The sequence below is a fragment of the Pseudomonas putida genome, from assembly GCF_022627325.1.
In the GTDB taxonomy this organism is placed as follows: domain Bacteria; phylum Pseudomonadota; class Gammaproteobacteria; order Pseudomonadales; family Pseudomonadaceae; genus Aquipseudomonas; species Aquipseudomonas putida_X.
The window spans coordinates 146000-161069 of the sequence record NZ_JAETZZ010000008.1; the positions used below are offsets into that span (position 1 = coordinate 146000).

Annotated in this window: 18 protein-coding genes; 11 read left to right on the forward strand and 7 right to left on the reverse strand. The window is 62.2% G+C overall.

Going from position 1 to position 15070, the window contains the following annotated elements; all coding sequences use genetic code 11:
• Positions 1 to 36 precede the first annotated feature (36 nt).
• The 7 genes from JNA92_RS14375 to JNA92_RS14405 all read left to right on the forward strand — a co-directional run bounded on the left by JNA92_RS14375 (position 37) and on the right by JNA92_RS14405 (position 5544).
• Positions 37 to 483: a PAS domain S-box protein gene (locus JNA92_RS14375; RefSeq protein WP_241805315.1), complete on the forward strand. Its 447-nt coding sequence runs from the start codon at positions 37 to 39 to the stop codon at positions 481 to 483.
• Between the two features lie 100 nt (positions 484 to 583).
• Positions 584 to 1006 (forward strand): nuclear transport factor 2 family protein, encoded by a 423-nt coding sequence (locus JNA92_RS14380; protein WP_241805316.1) that lies wholly within the window; start codon positions 584 to 586, stop codon positions 1004 to 1006.
• Complete coding sequence (locus JNA92_RS14385; protein WP_241805317.1) at positions 1003 to 1755, forward strand: SDR family NAD(P)-dependent oxidoreductase; 753 nt, start codon at positions 1003 to 1005, stop codon at positions 1753 to 1755. The genes JNA92_RS14380 and JNA92_RS14385 overlap by 4 nt, the downstream gene beginning before the upstream one ends.
• 7 nt (positions 1756 to 1762) lie before the next feature.
• A complete protein-coding gene (locus JNA92_RS14390) occupies positions 1763 to 3010 on the forward strand; it encodes an NAD(P)/FAD-dependent oxidoreductase (RefSeq protein ID WP_241805318.1) in 1248 nt (415 codons plus the stop codon).
• Positions 3007 to 3819, forward strand: a complete 813-nt coding sequence (locus JNA92_RS14395; protein ID WP_241805319.1) for a DUF1365 domain-containing protein — start codon at positions 3007 to 3009, stop codon at positions 3817 to 3819. Before JNA92_RS14390 ends, JNA92_RS14395 begins: the two co-directional genes overlap by 4 nt.
• Positions 3794 to 5053, forward strand: coding sequence for an SAM-dependent methyltransferase (locus JNA92_RS14400; RefSeq protein WP_241805320.1), 1260 nt, complete (start codon positions 3794 to 3796; stop codon positions 5051 to 5053). Before JNA92_RS14395 ends, JNA92_RS14400 begins: the two co-directional genes overlap by 26 nt.
• A gap of 2 nt (positions 5054 to 5055) precedes the next feature.
• Entirely contained in the window at positions 5056 to 5544 is a 489-nt protein-coding gene (locus JNA92_RS14405; protein ID WP_241805321.1) for a DUF2878 domain-containing protein, read from the forward strand.
• A 1-nt stretch (position 5545) separates the two neighbouring features.
• Here the strand turns inward: JNA92_RS14405 and JNA92_RS14410 are convergent, their stop codons facing one another.
• Together JNA92_RS14410 and JNA92_RS14415 are read right to left on the reverse strand one after the other, a co-directional pair.
• Positions 5546 to 6082: a DUF3833 domain-containing protein gene (locus tag JNA92_RS14410; RefSeq protein ID WP_241805322.1), complete on the reverse strand. Its 537-nt coding sequence runs from the start codon at positions 6080 to 6082 to the stop codon at positions 5546 to 5548.
• A gap of 2 nt (positions 6083 to 6084) precedes the next feature.
• Positions 6085 to 6591, reverse strand: coding sequence for a chalcone isomerase family protein (locus tag JNA92_RS14415; protein WP_241805450.1), 507 nt, complete (start codon positions 6589 to 6591; stop codon positions 6085 to 6087).
• Between the two features lie 311 nt (positions 6592 to 6902).
• Here JNA92_RS14415 and JNA92_RS14420 point away from each other — a divergent pair, with 311 nt between their 5' ends.
• Entirely contained in the window at positions 6903 to 8201 is a 1299-nt protein-coding gene (locus JNA92_RS14420; protein ID WP_241805323.1) for an MFS transporter, read from the forward strand.
• A 105-nt stretch (positions 8202 to 8306) separates the two neighbouring features.
• On the opposite strand, the gene JNA92_RS14425 is transcribed toward JNA92_RS14420, so the two are convergent.
• Together JNA92_RS14425 and JNA92_RS14430 are read right to left on the reverse strand one after the other, a co-directional pair.
• Positions 8307 to 9059 (reverse strand): TerC family protein, encoded by a 753-nt coding sequence (locus JNA92_RS14425; RefSeq protein WP_241805324.1) that lies wholly within the window; start codon positions 9057 to 9059, stop codon positions 8307 to 8309.
• Positions 9060 to 9084: 25 nt separating this feature from the next.
• Positions 9085 to 9324 carry a hypothetical protein gene (locus tag JNA92_RS14430; protein WP_241805325.1) on the reverse strand — a complete coding sequence of 80 codons (240 nt, stop codon included), beginning with the start codon at positions 9322 to 9324 and terminating at the stop codon, positions 9085 to 9087.
• A gap of 134 nt (positions 9325 to 9458) precedes the next feature.
• Between JNA92_RS14430 and nhaR the strand changes: the two genes are divergently transcribed.
• The 3 genes from nhaR to JNA92_RS14445 all read left to right on the forward strand — a co-directional run bounded on the left by nhaR (position 9459) and on the right by JNA92_RS14445 (position 12413).
• A complete protein-coding gene (nhaR, locus tag JNA92_RS14435; protein ID WP_241805326.1) occupies positions 9459 to 10352 on the forward strand; it encodes a transcriptional activator NhaR in 894 nt (297 codons plus the stop codon).
• A gap of 76 nt (positions 10353 to 10428) precedes the next feature.
• Positions 10429 to 11640, forward strand: a complete 1212-nt coding sequence (sstT, locus tag JNA92_RS14440; protein WP_241805327.1) for a serine/threonine transporter SstT — start codon at positions 10429 to 10431, stop codon at positions 11638 to 11640.
• 125 nt (positions 11641 to 11765) lie between these two features.
• On the forward strand, positions 11766 to 12413 hold the full coding sequence (locus tag JNA92_RS14445; RefSeq protein WP_241805328.1) for a YceH family protein: 648 nt from the start codon (positions 11766 to 11768) through the stop codon (positions 12411 to 12413).
• A 5-nt stretch (positions 12414 to 12418) separates the two neighbouring features.
• Here JNA92_RS14445 and JNA92_RS14450 read toward each other — a convergent pair whose 3' ends face one another.
• The 3 genes from JNA92_RS14450 to ahpC form a co-directional block, all read right to left on the reverse strand.
• Complete coding sequence (locus tag JNA92_RS14450) at positions 12419 to 12607, reverse strand: hypothetical protein (protein ID WP_012315031.1); 189 nt, start codon at positions 12605 to 12607, stop codon at positions 12419 to 12421.
• A gap of 57 nt (positions 12608 to 12664) precedes the next feature.
• Positions 12665 to 14227 carry an alkyl hydroperoxide reductase subunit F gene (gene ahpF / locus JNA92_RS14455; protein WP_241805329.1) on the reverse strand — a complete coding sequence of 521 codons (1563 nt, stop codon included), beginning with the start codon at positions 14225 to 14227 and terminating at the stop codon, positions 12665 to 12667.
• A gap of 124 nt (positions 14228 to 14351) precedes the next feature.
• A complete protein-coding gene (ahpC, locus tag JNA92_RS14460; protein ID WP_012315033.1) occupies positions 14352 to 14915 on the reverse strand; it encodes an alkyl hydroperoxide reductase subunit C in 564 nt (187 codons plus the stop codon).
• Positions 14916 to 15070 lie beyond the last annotated feature (155 nt).

Here is a 15070-nt window from a genome sequence, read left to right on the forward strand (position 1 = left end):
GCGCATAAGCATACGCAACCACTTCAAGGAGGCCCCATGATCGACGCAAAACTCCTGCAATTGATGGTCGAGGCGTCCAACGACGGCATCGTCATTGCCGAGCAGGAAGGAAACGACAGCATCCTCATCTACGTCAACCCCGCCTTCGAGCGCCTGACCGGCTACGCGGCCGATGACATTCTCTACCAGGATTGCCGCTTCCTGCAGGGGCAGGACCATGATCAAGAGGCGCTGGACGCCATTCGCCAGGCCATCCGGGACGGGCGCCCGTGCTGCCAGGTGCTGCGCAATTACCGCAAGGATGGCAGCCTGTTCTGGAATGAACTGTCGATTTCGCCAATACGCAACGAGGCCGATCAATTGACGTATTACATTGGCATACAGCGTGATGTCACGGCCCAGGTGTTTGCCGAGGAAAGGGTACGAGAGCTGGAAGCAGAGGTGGCGCAATTGCGCCGGCAACTGGATGAAAGGGACATCTGACACGCCCATGCAAAACTGTACAAAAATATGACCCTGTATAGCTTTATACGGCGGGATCGACTATACCTGTACAAGAAACCATTTTTGTACAGGGCCGCGCATGTCAAGCTACCTGCAAACCTTCGCCGAACGCTTTGCCAGCCTCGATGCGAACAACCTCGACCGCTTGGGTGACTTGTACAGCGAAGATGTCACCTTCCGCGACCCCTTGCACAAGATCGACGGGCTGAGCGACCTGCGCGCGTACTTTGCAGAGCTCTACGCCAACACCCAGGAGGTGCACTACACCTTCGAGGGTACCGACGAAGTCCAACCCGGCCACGGCTACATTCGCTGGACGCTGAACTTCCGCCACCCACGCCTGGCCAACGGGCGCCTGATCAGTTTGCAGGGTTGCAGCCACCTGCGCTGGCATGAACGCGTGCACTTTCATCAAGACTACTTCGACGCCGGTGCACTGCTTTATGAGCATGTACCGGTGATGGGCAGCGCTGTGCGTTGGCTCAAGGGGCGGCTGGCATGAGCCGCTGTTGGCTGACGGGCGCCAGCAGCGGCATCGGCGCTGCGCTGGCGCAACAGCTGCTTGAGCAGGGGCATCAGGTGGCGCTGGGTGGCCGGCAAGCGGAAAAACTGGCGCCGTTGGCCGCCCAGTACCCCCAGCAGACGCTGCAGGCCATCGGCGATATCAGTGACCCTCGACAGGTCGCTGATGTTGCCGCGCACATCGAGCGCAACTGGGGCGCGCTCGACCTGGTAATCCTCAATGCAGGCACCTGTGAATACCTGGAGCCAGGCCATTTCGACCCAGAGCTGGTCGAGCGCGTGGTGCGCACCAACCTGCTCGGCGTCAGTCACTGCCTGCAGGCTGCCCTGCCCTTGCTGCGCCGTGGTCGACGCCCGCACCTGGTGGTGATCGGCAGCTCGGTATCCTGGCTGGCGCTGCCCCGTGCCGGGGCCTATGGCGCCTCCAAAGCGGCCGTGCGCTACCTGATCGAGTCCCTGCGCATCGATCTGGTCAACGAGGGCATCGATGTCACGCTGGTCAGCCCTGGCTTTGTCGATACGCCATTGACCCGCCGCAATGACTTCCCCATGCCCCAGATCTGGAGTGCAGAACGCGCCGCCAGGCACATTGCCGAGCGCATACCCAAGCGCCCGCTGGAAATCAACTTCCCCGGTGTCTTCACTGTGGTACTGCGCCTGCTGGGCGCAATGCCGGTGCGCTGGCGACTGAAGCTAGGCCAGCGCCTGGCACGTAAGCAACAGGACTGAAACAGACATGCGCATCGCAATCATCGGCAGCGGTATTGCCGGCCTCACCTGTGCCTATCTGCTGTCTCGGCGGCATGAAGTCACTGTATTCGAGGCCGCCGACTGGATCGGTGGCCACACCCATACCGTCGATGTCCAATGGGGTGGCCGGCAATACGCTGTGGACACCGGTTTTATCGTGTTCAACGACTGGACCTACCCGCATTTCATCCGCCTGCTCGACCAGCTCAAGGTTGCCTCCAGGCCCACTGAAATGAGCTTTTCGGTGCATGACCCGCGCAGCGGCTTCGAATACAACGGCCATGACCTGAACACGCTGTTCGCCCAGCGCAGCAACCTGCTATCGCCAGGCTTCTGGGGCATGCTGCGCGATATCCTGCGCTTCAACCGCAAGGCCATTGCCGACCTGGACAGCCAACGTATCGACGAGGCCACCACCCTGGGCGGCTACCTGCAGACGCAGGGCTATGGCCAGCGTTTCATCGACCACTACATCGTGCCAATGGGCTCGGCGATCTGGTCGATGTCACGCGCTGACATGCTCAGTTTTCCGCTGCAGTTCTTCGTGCGTTTTTGCCGTAACCACGGCCTTCTCTCGGTGAGCAACCGCCCGCAGTGGCGGGTGATCGAAGGTGGCTCGCGCAGCTACCTGGCGCCGTTGTGCAAACCCTTTGCCGAGCGCATCCGCCTCAACTGCCCTGTTGACCGCGTCAGCCGTGATGCAGGTGGCGTGACCGTGTTCAGCGCGGCCGGTAGCGAACGCTTCGACAACGTGGTGTTCGCCTGCCACAGCGATCAGGCGTTGGCCTTGCTGGAGGCGCCGAGTGCCGATGAGCGTGCAGTGCTCGGCGCCATCACCTACGCCAGCAACGATGTGGTGCTGCATACCGACACCCGGCTGCTGCCCACCCGACGCAAAGCCTGGGCCAGCTGGAACTACCGCCTTGGCGGGCCGCAACAGGCACCGGCTGCGCTGACCTACGCGATGAACATCCTGCAAGGTATCGAAGCGCCGGTGACCTTCTGCGTGAGCCTGAACCAGACCGCGCTGGTGGACCCGACGCAGATCCTCGCTCGCTTCAACTACGCGCACCCGCAGTACAGTCTTGTCGCCCTCGCCGCCCAGGCCCGGCAGGCTGAACTGCAGGGCCGCCAGCACAGCTACTTCTGCGGCGCCTACTGGGCCAACGGCTTCCACGAGGACGGTGTGGTCAGCGCCTTGAAAGTGGCCGAGTGTTTTGGGGAAGCGTTGTGATCAGCAGCCTGTGCCACGGCTGGGTCAGCCATCGGCGCCTGACCCCGCGCCAGCATGCCTTTCGCTATCGGATCGGCATGTTCTACCTGGACCTGGATGAGCAAACCCACCTGCTCAGCCTAAGCCGCTGGCTGGGGCGGTCGCGACTGGCGCCGCTGAGCTGGCGCGAGAGCGATTACCTGCCAGCGCTGACCGGCAATGGCACGCCACTGGCCCAGGCCGCTCGGCAATTGGTTGGCCAGGCGACCGGGCAAACGCCAGAAGGCGCCGTACACCTGCTGACCCAGCCGCGCTGCTGGGGCCTTTCGTTCAACCCGGTGAGTGTCTACTTCTGCCACGACCAGGCGGGCCAGTTGCAAGCCATCCTGCTGGAGGTGCGCAACACGCCATGGCGCGAGCGCTTTCATTACGTATTGCCGGTGCAGGATGGCCTGTCTACCGGGTTTTCCGTGGCCAAGGCGTTTCATGTGTCGCCGTTCATGCCCCTGGACATGGAGTACCGCCTGCGTTTCTTGCTCGATGCGCGGCGCGTGCACGTGCACATGGAGAACTGGCGCGAAGGGCAAAAGGTGTTCGATGCCGACCTGGCGCTGCAGCGCGGGCCGCTGGATCGCACCGCCCTGCACCGCCACATCCTGAATTTCCCCTGGATGAGCCTGCGTACCGTAGCGGCCATCTACTGGCAGGCCTTGCAGCTACTGCTCAAGCGCACGCCCGTCCACGACCATAGCGCCAGCCTGGGCAACCTGAGCCTGGGCCAAGCCGCCTCCAAGGAGTTAGATGATGACCGAGCCCACCCTGAGCGTTAGCAAGTCCACCGGCCTGACACCGCTGCTTGGCAACCTGGCCAGGACCGCCGTGCTGGCCCAGTTGCGCGGCTTGGCCCACGGCAGTTTGCGGGTCATCTGCAATGATCGTCAGTGGACCTTCGGTGAAGCCGGCAGCGCCCTGCAAGCCGAGGTCGAGATCGTTGACGAGGCCGCCTGGAGCCTGGTCGCCAGTAACGGCTCGATCGGCGCAGGGGAAGGCTATATCCATGGCTACTGGCGCACCCCCGACCTGGCCGCAGTCACCCGTTTGTTCGTCGCCAACCTTGAGGTGCTCGATGCCATGGAGGGCGGGCTGGCACGCCTGGCACGCCCGGCCCTGCACCTGCTGCACCGGCTCAACCGCAACAGCCGACGCGGTGCGCGGCGCAACATCCTGGCCCATTACGACCTGGGCAACGCCTTGTTCGAACGCCTGCTCGACCCAACCATGATGTACTCGGCGGCGCAGTTCGAGAGCGCCGAGCAAACCCTGGAGCAGGCGCAACTGAACAAGCTTGAACGCATCTGCCAGAAGCTCGAACTCAAACCTCACGAACACCTGCTGGAAATCGGTACCGGCTGGGGCAGCCTGGCTATCCATGCTGCCACCCGGTATGGCTGCCGCGTCACCACCACGACGCTGTCCGAGGCGCAGTACGCCCATACCCAGCAGCGGGTGCAAGCGCTGGGCCTCACGCAACAGATCACGGTACTGCGCGAGGACTACCGCGACCTGAGCGGGCGCTTCGACAAGCTGGTTTCGATCGAGATGATAGAAGCCGTCGGCCACCGGTACCTGCCCACCTATTTCCGCCAGTGTGCCGCCCTGCTCAAAGAGGATGGCCTGATGCTGCTGCAGGCCATCACCATTCGCGACCAACGATACGCCCAGGCGCGGCGCTCGGTGGACTTCATTCAGCGCTACATATTCCCGGGCGGTGCGCTGCCATCCTTGAGCGTGCTGCTGGACACCGCCAGCCGCAAGACCGGGTTGAACCTGGTGCATATGGAGGACTTTGGCCAGGACTATGCCCGCACCTTGCGCCACTGGCGCGATAACCTGCGCCAGGCGCGCACGGCACTCAAGGAGCTGGGTTACGACGAAACCTTCCAGCGCCTGTGGGAGTTCTACCTGTGTTACTGCCAGGGCGGTTTCGAGGAGCGTGCCATCGGCGTGGCGCAGTTGTTGTGGGCCGCGCCAAAGGCCCGTCGGGCGCCTTTGTCAGGTGCCTGAACATGTCCCGTACCTGGCTTATCGCCAACGCCGTAGGGTTGCAGGCTGGCTGGTGGGTGTGTGTACTCGGCGCCCACACGCCCTGGCTGCTTGCGCTGGTACCGTTGGGCCTGGCGCTGCACTTGGGTTATTGCCATGAGCGGCGGGCAGAAGTGCGTGCGCTGCTGGCGGTAGGGTTTGCAGGTTGCCTGCTGGACAGCATCCTGGGGGCACTGGGGGTATTCGCGTTTGCCCAGTGGCCCCTGCCCGGCTGGTTGGCCCTGATGTGGCTGGTGTTGGCCAGTGGTTTACGCCACAGCTTGGCCTGGGCTACCCACCCGCTCTGGCTTGGGGCGCTGCTGGGACTGTTCGGTGGGCCGTTGGCCTACCTGGCCGGGGCGCGGCTGGCCGGTGTGGAACTGCCGATGGGGCCCATGCCTACCGCCCTGCTGCTGGCAGGGGTCTGGGCGGTGGCATTTCCGATGATGCTACGCCTGGCAAGAGCAACCTGAGTCACGGCACAGCCGTTGGCAGGCGGCGGAAGAACAAGGTGATCTGCCCAACCTCCACACCCAGCTTGCGCATGCTCGAGCGGTTGATCAGGGTGTCCTCATCCATCAGGTACATCCAGTCATCGATGTCCATTTCCCAATGCCGACCGTCGACCGGCAGGTCCAGGCGGTAGCGCCAGTGCAGAGCATTGCCCGCAACCTCGCCGCGGGCTTCGCCGATCACGTCACCCGCACGCCCGCGCCAGCGCCCGGGGCCGTCCGGGGTCAGGGTCCAGGTGCGTTGCTGACGCGTACCGTCGCTGTACACGAAGTGCTCGTCAAGAATCAGCCGGTCCCCTTCGCGGCGGCTGTCGATGCGCACATCGAAACGTTTGACCACCTCCCCCGAGCGATTCTGGAAGATACCCCAAGCCTGCACCGGCCCGGAAAAGAATTTGACCAGATCCAGTGCGGGTTTTTCACGGGCGTAATGGTCGACTTCGACATTGCCGCAGCTGGCCAGCAGCAGGCAGCCGACCAGTAGCAAAATTCTTCGCATGTTCAATCTCCTGGTTCATTACCGGCCAGGCCGAGCAGGCGCTGGCGCAATTGGGGGTCACGGGCACGCGGGTCCAGCCAGATAGCAAAAAATGCCCGGGCAAATACCGGGTCGGCGATTTCGCGACGCAGTTGGCCATTGACATAGAACCGGCAGCCCTGCCCCGGCAGGTACACCCCGGTGATGCGCGTGCCCGGGCGCACATCGACGAACGCCCCATTCATCGCTTGCGCCCAACGCTCAAGCGTGGCCTCGGCCAGGGGACGGTCGCTCAAGCGCTGCATTTCATCGAGACTGGCCTGCACCAGCGTCTCGCGTGACAGCCCCCGGTGGTAGAGAAGTTCCAGGGCAAACGGCTCACTCCAGCCCTGCGGCGAGCCGGCGCTCCACAAACGGGCGGTATAGACACGCAGGCCAAACCAGGTGAACTCACCGCTGCCCACGCTGCGTGCGTCGGGCACCGCTGGCCGCCAGTCCGCCAGGGCGGGTGGCAAGACGGTAAGCGCCATGGTAAGCACGAACAGATTCAGGGCTGAGATAGAGCTGCGCATGGCCATACTCTGAAGACCGTGATACCCAAATATTGTACAAGTATATTTTCATGTACAACTTTATGCAGAGATATCGGTTTTCCCACGCTAAATAATGACGGACGGCGACTGTTCGGTTATCGAACGCTAGAGCATTCTCTGGCATTGACGGTCCTTGTTTCACTGCTCACCATGCCCCGGCCTTGCGAGTGCTCCCTGCCTTGAGCCAAACCCGCGGGCTAGAAGCATCCAGCAACTCATTACAATTTCAAGAAACAGGTACATCGGCCATGCCTCCTATTCCCCCTGCTTCCATGGGCAGCAAGATTCGCGACGCCTTCGCTGTCGGCAAGACGCGCTGGGGCATGCTTGCCCTGGTGTTCTTCGCCACCACACTCAATTACATCGACCGCGCCGCCCTCGGCATCATGCAGCCCATGCTGGCCAAGGACATGAGCTGGACGGCGATGGACTACGCCAACATCAACTTCTGGTTCCAGGTGGGTTACGCCATCGGCTTTTTGCTGCAGGGCCGGCTGATCGACAAAATCGGCGTAAAACGCGCATTCTTCATGGCGGTACTGCTCTGGAGCCTGGCCACCGGGGCCCATGGCTTGGCCACATCGGCCGCTGGCTTCATGGTCTGCCGCTTCATCCTCGGCCTGACCGAGGCCGCCAACTACCCGGCCTGTGTGAAGACCACCCGGCTGTGGTTCCCCGCAGGTGAAAGAGCCATCGCCACCGGGCTGTTCAACGCCGGCACCAACGTTGGCGCGATGGTCACCCCGGCGCTGCTGCCAGTGATCCTGGCTGCCTGGGGCTGGCAGGCGGCCTTTATCGTCATGGGCTGCCTGGGGCTGGTCTGGGTGGTGTTCTGGGGCTTGAAATACTTCAACCCCGAAGAGCACCCCACCGTGCGCCAGAGCGAGCTGGAGTACATTCAGCGCGAGGCCGAGCCTGAGGCGGTACGTGTGCCCTTCAGCCGTATCATGCGCATGCGCGGTACCTGGGCCTTTGCCGTGGCGTTCGCGATCACCGCACCGGTGTTCTGGTTCTACCTGTACTGGCTGCCACCTTTTCTCAACCAGCAGTACAACCTGGGCATCAGCGTGACCCAGATGGGCATCCCGCTGATCCTGATCTGGCTAACGGCCGACTTCGGCAGCATTGGCGGCGGCATCCTTTCATCCTGGCTCATAGGCCGTGGCGTACGCGCCATACGGGCCCGCCTGATATCGATGCTGATCTTCGCCTGCACCATGATCAGCGTGATCTTCGCTGCCAACGCCAGTGGCCTGTGGGTAGCGGTGCTCGCCATTGCCGTGGCGGTCGGCGCGCACCAGGCCTGGACGGCGAACATCTGGAGCCTGCTGATGGATTACACGCCCAAGCACCTGATAAGCACGGTGTTCGGCTTTGGCAGCATGTGTGCGGCCATCGGCGGCATGTTCATGACGCAGATCGTCGGCACGGTGCTGACTGTTACCAATAACAACTACGCCGTGCTGTTCACCATGATCCCGGCGATGTACTTCATTGCACTGGTGTGGTTGTACTTCATGGCACCGCGCAAGGTGGAAGCGGCGTAAGGGGCAGTTGCGTTCTTCTGGCAGGGCCTGCCGGCAGAGACCGTCAGTCAAGCGACTGGGGGCCGGGCTGCCGGCGAATGGGGCGCATCGCGCCCCCGCCTTGAATCAGCCTTCGGTCGCTTCACGCTTCATGCGTGCGCGGCGGGCCAGGATGTTGAGCACTTCGATCGCCGTCGAGAAGGCCATTGCCGCATACACATACCCTTTGGGCACATGGGCACCGAAACCTTCAGCGATCAAGGTCATGCCGATCATGATCAGGAAGCCCAAGGCCAACATGACGACGGTCGGGTTGTCGTTGATGAAGTTCGCCAACGGGTCAGCGGCCACCATCATCACGATCACGGCAGTGACCACGGCAATGATCATGATCGGCAGGTGCTCGGTCATGCCCACAGCGGTGATGATGCTGTCAACCGAGAACACGATGTCCAGCAACAGGATCTGGAAGATCGCGGCAGCGAAGCCCAGGGTGACTGTGGAGGACACCTTGGCTTCTTCCTTGGCGCCGTGCGGGTCGACGTTCTCATGGATTTCCTTGGTCGCTTTCCACAGCAGGAACAGGCCACCGACAATCAGGATCACGTCCTTCCAGGAGAAGGCATTACCGAACACTTCGAACACCGGGTCGGTCAACTGAACGATCCACGCCACCGTGCTGAGCAGCGCCAAGCGCATGACCAAGGCCATGCTGATACCGATCCGGCGTGCCTTGGAGCGGTATTCGACCGGCAACTTGTTGGTCAGGATCGAGATGAAGATCAGGTTATCGATGCCCAGTACCACTTCCATCGCCACCAGCGTGGCAAGTGCTACCCAGGCGGTGGGGCTTGCAGCGAGTTCCAGCAAATATTCCATTTTTCAGTCCTGCAACGTTTCTGGGTCAGATGTCCTGGGTTTTGTCTTGCTGGTCAGCGGCCTTGGGCTGCTGCCCTTCGGTGCCGATAGCGTCGCTCAACGCCTGCTGCGCCGCCTCGTTGGTGTCATCGATGGCCTGCTTGGCCGACTTGGCGGCCTGGTCGAGCATCTGCTGGGCAGATTTCTCGGCCTGGTCGCAGCCTGCCAGGCTCATCAGTGCCAAGGCTAGCACCAAGGGTGTGCCAATGGATTTGAATTGCAGCATGGGGTCCTCGCTTGTCGATATACCGGCGGCGCGCAATACGCCTGATGGCGTCGAATTCTAAAGATGACGATACATCAGGAAAATTCGTATTTTCACCGGGTATACTTCGGTTTTAACGAATCGGGAATCCAGTGATGCTCAACTATCGACAGCTTCACTATTTCTGGGCCGTGGCCAAGACCGGCAGCATCGCCCGCGCCAGTGAGCAACTGAACCTGACCCCGCAGACCATCAGCGGTCAGATCAGCCTGTTCGAGCAAACCTATGGCCTGGAACTGTTCCAGCGGGTTGGGCGGCAGCTGGAACTGACCGAAACCGGTCGCCAGACCTTGGCCTACGCCGAACAGATGTTCCAGATCGGCAGTGAGCTGGAGGCGATGTTGCGAGCGGGCCCGCAGGAGCAGATCCTGTTCCGTGTGGGGGTGGCTGACGTGGTGCCCAAGTCCATCGTCTATCGCCTGCTCGCGCCCACCATGGAGCTGGACGACGTGTTGCGCATCAACTGCCGTGAGGACAAACTCGAACGTTTGCTGGCCGACCTGGCGATCCAGCGCCTGGACCTGGTGATCTCTGACAGCCCGATGCCCAGCCACCTGGATATCAAGGGTTACAGCCAGAAGCTCGGGGAGTGCGGCTTGAGCTTCTTCGCTACAAAAGCGTTGGCCCAACGCCACGCTGGCGTCTTTCCTGGCTGCCTGCACGATGCACCCTTGCTGATCCCGGGCCAGGAGACAGTGGTGCGCAGCCGGCTGCTGCGCTGGCTTGGCGAGCAGCAGGTGCAGCCGCGGATAATCGGCGAATTCGACGACAGCGCCTTGATGCAGGCGTTCGGCCAGTCCGGCAGCGGTATCTTCGTGGCGCCCAGTGTGATTGCCGAGGAAGTGTGCCGCCAGTACGGGGTGGAACTGATCGGGCAGACCGAAGCGGTGCACGAGTCGTTCTACGCTATTTCAGTCGAGCGCAAGGTCAAGCACCCCGGCATCGTGGCCATTACCGAGGGGGCGCGCCGAGAGCTATTCCACTGGTGAGCGAAGAGGCCGGGACGACCCTACCAAGGTCTATGGTAAAGTCACGCCCTTTCAAGATACCGAGATAGCGCAGCACATGTCCCCCTTCCTCAGCCTCCTCAACCGCACCAGCCTGGTGACCCAGATCGTCATCGGCCTTATCGCCGGTATTGTCCTGGCCTTGCTTGCGCCAGCCATCGCCCTCGACCTGGGCTTTCTCGGCAAGGTGTTCGTCAGCGCCCTGAAAGCAGTCGCACCGGTGCTTGTGTTCATCCTGGTGATGGCCTCGATCGCCAACCATCGCCATGGCCAGGAAACCCACATCCGCCCGATTCTCTGGCTGTACGTGCTAGGCACTTTCTCCGCGTCAGTGGTGGCCGTTGTTGCCAGCATGCTGTTCCCTTCGCAGCTTGCGCTAAGCAACGGCGATGTCACCCTGAGCGCGCCTGGCGGCATTGGTGAAGTGCTGCAAAACCTGGTATTGAGCGCCGTCGACAACCCGATCAATGCCCTGCTCAATGCCAATTTCATTGGTGTGCTGACCTGGGCCATTGGTTTGGGCGTGGCCCTGCGCCATGCCGGGACAACCACCCGAACCGTAGTCGAGGACCTGTCCAACGGCGTAACCCTGATCGTGCGTGTGGTCATCCGCTTCGCCCCACTGGGCATCTTCGGCCTGGTCAGCTCGACACTCGCTCAGTCTGGCCTCGACGCCCTGCTTGGCTACCTGCACCTCCTGGCGGTGCTGATTGGCTGCATGCTGTTCGTGGCACTGGTGATGAACCCGCTGATCGTGTTCTGGAAGATCCGTCGCAATCCTTACCCATTGACGCTGCTGTGCCTGCGCGAGAGTGGGATCACGGCGTTCTTCACCCGCAGCTCAGCGGCGAACATTCCGGTCAACATGGCACTGTCCGAGCGCCTGGGGCTGCATGAAGACACCTATTCGGTATCCATCCCGCTGGGTGCGACCATCAACATGGCGGGCGCGGCCATCACGATCACCGTGCTGACCCTGGCAGCGGTGCACACGCTGGGCATCCCGGTCGACCTGCCTACCGCCGTGCTGCTGAGCATGGTGGCGGCGGTCTGCGCCTGTGGTGCGTCTGGCGTGGCCGGCGGTTCGTTGCTGCTGATCCCGCTGGCATGCAGCCTGTTCGGCATTCCCAGCGAGATTGCCATGCAGGTGGTGGCTGTGGGCTTCATCATTGGCGTGCTGCAGGACTCGGCCGAGACTGCACTGAATTCTTCGACCGATGTGCTGTTCACTGCGGCGGCCTGCCAGGCGCAAGAGCGCCGCAGCGCCTGAGACACGTGGGGCCGCATGGCGGCCCTTTCGCTGCAAAGCAGGCTCCCATAGCAGCCCCCAAGTGATTGCTTAAGCCAGGCGCTTTACCTACGCTAGTGGCCTTTTCCTCGCAATGAGAGTTGGCCATGTCAGAACATCAAACCGCAGACGAAGGCCGCTTCAGCAGTATCGAGATCCGCATTCTCGGCGCGCTGATCGAAAAACAGGCCACCAGCCCTGAAAGTTACCCACTGACCCTCAATGCCCTGGTGCTGGCCTGCAACCAGAAGACCAGCCGTGAGCCGGTGATGAACCTGACCCAGGGCCAGGTCGGCTTGGCGCTGCGTGCCCTGGAAGGCCAAGGCATGACCCGTCTGCAGATGGGTAGCCGCGCAGACCGTTGGGAGCAGCGGGTGGACAAGGCACTGGAGCTGGTACCGGCCCAGTTGATACTGATGGGCCTGATGTTTCTGCGTGGGCCGCAAACGCTCAACGAACTGCTGACGCGCAGCAACCGCCTGCACGACTTCGACGACACCGAGCAGATCCAGCACCAGCTCGAGCGCCTGATCTCGCGTGGTTTGGCGCTGCACCTGCCACGCCAGGCCGGGCAGCGCGAAGACCGCTATACCCATGCGCTGGGGAATCCGGCCGAAATCGAGGCGATTCTTGCGGCTCGCCAGCAGGAAGGCGGGGCGCGCAACAGTGGCGCCAATGTGTCGGAAGAAAGGATCGAAGCCCTGGAGGCACGAATTGCCGCGCTGGAGGCGCGCCTGGCCGAGCTTGAAGGCTAAGCCACTCAGTGTTCCGGTTCGGGGAAGTTGCGGCAGCTTTTGCGCTCGGCCATTTCCCGGTCACTGGGGCGCTGGTCGACGAACACGGTACGGCCGTCTGCGTAGATCTCCAGGTAACCCCAGTGCAGGTCCTGCTCCTGCTGCCCGGGCTGGGGTGGCACTAGCCACCAGGGTTCACGGCTGATCAGGGTCATGGCTAACAATTCCGGAGGGTGTCGGCACTAAGCATAGACACCCCCCGGTTGTCAGCGTTACGCCGGCGCCGAGGCGCGGATCAGGTGATCGAAGGCCGCCAACGATGCCTTGGCACCCTCGCCCACTGCAATGACGATCTGCTTGTACGGCACGGTGGTCACGTCCCCGGCTGCGAAGACGCCCGGGATGCTGGTAGCACCTTTGGCATCGACAATGATCTCGCCACGCGGCGACAGCTCGACCGTCCCCTTGAGCCAATCGGTGTTGGGCAACAGGCCGATCTGCACGAAGATACCTTCCAGCGCCAGGTCATGCAGCTCGTCGCTGGTGCGGTCCTTGTAGCGCAGGCCGGTCACCTTCTCGCCATTGCCCAGCACTTCGGTGGTCAGCGCGCTGGTGATCACCTTGACGTTCGGCAGGCTGTGCAGCTTACGCTGCAGCACGGCGTCGGCACGCAGCTGGCTGTCGAACTCGATCAACGTCACCTGGGCGACGATACCTGCCAGGTCGATCGCTGCTTCAACGCCGGAGTTGCCGCCGCCGATCACCGCCACACGCTTGCCCTTGAACAGCGGGCCGTCACAGTGCGGGCAGTAAGCCACGCCACGGGCGCGGTACTGCTGCTCACCCGGCACGTTCATTTCGCGCCAGCGGGCGCCCGTGGCGAGGATCACGGTCTTGGCTTTGAGCGAGGCGCCGCCGGCAAGGCGCACTTCGTGCAGGCCACCGTCGGTGGCAGGAATGAGTGCTTCACCGCGCTGAAGGTTCATGATGTCGACATCGTACTGCTTGACGTGCTCTTCCAGTGCAGTCGCCAGTTTCGGCCCCTCGGTTTCCTGCACGGAAATGAAGTTCTCGATGGCCATGGTATCGAGCACCTGGCCGCCGAAACGCTCGGCAGCGACACCGGTACGGATACCCTTGCGTGCTGCGTAGATGGCGGCGGCAGCGCCGGCGGGGCCACCACCGACCACCAGCACGTCGAAAGCGTCCTTGGCGTTGATCTTCTCGGCCTGACGGGCGCCGGAACTGGTGTCGATCTTGCCGAGGATCTCTTCCAGGCCCATGCGGCCCTGGCCGAACACTTCACCGTTCAGGTAGATGCTGGGCACGGCCATGATCTTGCGTGACTCGACTTCGTCCTGGAACAGCGCGCCGTCAATGGCCACGTGGCGTACGTTGGGGTTGAGCACCGCCATCAGGTTCAGCGCCTGGACCACGTCGGGGCAGTTCTGGCACGACAGCGAGAAGTAGGTCTCGAAGGTGAACTCGCCCTCCAGGGCCTGGATCTGCTCGATCACTTCGGCACTGGCCTTGGAGGGGTGGCCGCCGACTTGCAGCAGCGCCAGCACCAGGGAGGTGAATTCGTGGCCCATGGGGATGCCGGCAAAACGCAGGCTGATGTCGGCACCCGGGCGGTTGAGCGAGAACGACGGGCGACGGGCATCGGTACCGTCCGCGCTCAAGGTAATGAGGTTCGACAGACTGGCAATTTCCACCAGCAGGTCGTGCAGTTCGCGGGACTTCGCGCCGTCGTCGAGGGATGCAACGATCTCGATCGGCTGGGTGACCCGCTCCAGGTAGGTTTTCAGTTGCGATTTAAGCGTGGCGTCCAACATACGGGCGATTCCTTTTTCAATCTTCGGATACAAAAACGCCCAGGCAATAGCGCCCGGGCGTTTGGCGGGGCAGTGAGTACTTCAGCTTTGGCGGCTGCTCACCGCCCACGACTGGCGCACGGTCTTAGATCTTGCCGACCAGGTCCAGGGATGGCGCGAGGGTAGCTTCGCCTTCTTTCCACTTGGCTGGGCAGACTTCGCCTGGGTGAGCGGCGATGTACTGGGCAGCCTTGACCTTGCGCAGCAGCTCGCTGGCGTCGCGGCCTACGCCACCGTCGTTGATTTCGACGATCTTGATCTGGCCTTCCGGGTTGATCACGAAGGTACCGCGATCGGCCATGCCGGCTTCTTCGATCAGCACGTCGAAGTTGCGCGAAATGACGTGGGTCGGGTCACCGATCAGCGGGTACTTGATCTTGCTGATGGTGTCGGAAGTGTCGTGCCAGGCTTTGTGGGTGAAGTGGGTGTCGGTGGACACGCCGTAGATTTCCACGCCCAGCTTCTGGAACTCGGCGTAGTTGTCAGCAAGGTCACCCAGCTCGGTCGGGCAGACGAAGGTGAAATCGGCCGGGTAGAAGAACACGACAGACCACTTGCCCTTCAGGTCGGCTTCGCTGACCTGAACGAATTCGCCGTTGTGGAAGGCGGTGGCGTTGAACGGTTTGACCTGGCTGTTGATGATTGGCATGAGAGACGCTCCTTCATGGGGTTGGAATCAGTTGATGGAGAGAATCCTAACCGCTGGTCGCCATGAAGGCTCATTGGCAAACCTCATGCTTGCGATTGGTTTTGGCTATAAGCGAGGTTTATTAATAGAAGGGATTGGGCTGAGCAAAGGATTGC

Bases quoted from the DNA above. Each gene is read 5' to 3' on its own strand.
- JNA92_RS14375 (WP_241805315.1), top strand. From the start codon at position 37: ATGATCGACGCAAAACTCCTGCAATTGATGGTCGAGGCGTCCAACGAC.
- JNA92_RS14380 (WP_241805316.1), top strand. From the start codon at position 584: ATGTCAAGCTACCTGCAAACCTTCGCCGAACGCTTTGCCAGCCTCGAT.
- JNA92_RS14385 (WP_241805317.1), top strand. From the start codon at position 1,003: ATGAGCCGCTGTTGGCTGACGGGCGCCAGCAGCGGCATCGGCGCTGCG.
- JNA92_RS14390 (WP_241805318.1), top strand. From the start codon at position 1,763: ATGCGCATCGCAATCATCGGCAGCGGTATTGCCGGCCTCACCTGTGCC.
- JNA92_RS14400 (WP_241805320.1), top strand. From the start codon at position 3,794: ATGACCGAGCCCACCCTGAGCGTTAGCAAGTCCACCGGCCTGACACCG.
- JNA92_RS14405 (WP_241805321.1), top strand. From the start codon at position 5,056: ATGTCCCGTACCTGGCTTATCGCCAACGCCGTAGGGTTGCAGGCTGGC.
- JNA92_RS14410 (WP_241805322.1), bottom strand. From the start codon at position 6,082: ATGCGAAGAATTTTGCTACTGGTCGGCTGCCTGCTGCTGGCCAGCTGC.
- JNA92_RS14415 (WP_241805450.1), bottom strand. From the start codon at position 6,591: ATGGCGCTTACCGTCTTGCCACCCGCCCTGGCGGACTGGCGGCCAGCG.
- JNA92_RS14420 (WP_241805323.1), top strand. From the start codon at position 6,903: ATGCCTCCTATTCCCCCTGCTTCCATGGGCAGCAAGATTCGCGACGCC.
- JNA92_RS14425 (WP_241805324.1), bottom strand. From the start codon at position 9,059: ATGGAATATTTGCTGGAACTCGCTGCAAGCCCCACCGCCTGGGTAGCA.
- JNA92_RS14430 (WP_241805325.1), bottom strand. From the start codon at position 9,324: ATGCTGCAATTCAAATCCATTGGCACACCCTTGGTGCTAGCCTTGGCA.
- nhaR (WP_241805326.1), top strand. From the start codon at position 9,459: ATGCTCAACTATCGACAGCTTCACTATTTCTGGGCCGTGGCCAAGACC.
- sstT (WP_241805327.1), top strand. From the start codon at position 10,429: ATGTCCCCCTTCCTCAGCCTCCTCAACCGCACCAGCCTGGTGACCCAG.
- JNA92_RS14445 (WP_241805328.1), top strand. From the start codon at position 11,766: ATGTCAGAACATCAAACCGCAGACGAAGGCCGCTTCAGCAGTATCGAG.
- JNA92_RS14450 (WP_012315031.1), bottom strand. From the start codon at position 12,607: ATGACCCTGATCAGCCGTGAACCCTGGTGGCTAGTGCCACCCCAGCCC.
- ahpF (WP_241805329.1), bottom strand. From the start codon at position 14,227: ATGTTGGACGCCACGCTTAAATCGCAACTGAAAACCTACCTGGAGCGG.
- ahpC (WP_012315033.1), bottom strand. From the start codon at position 14,915: ATGCCAATCATCAACAGCCAGGTCAAACCGTTCAACGCCACCGCCTTC.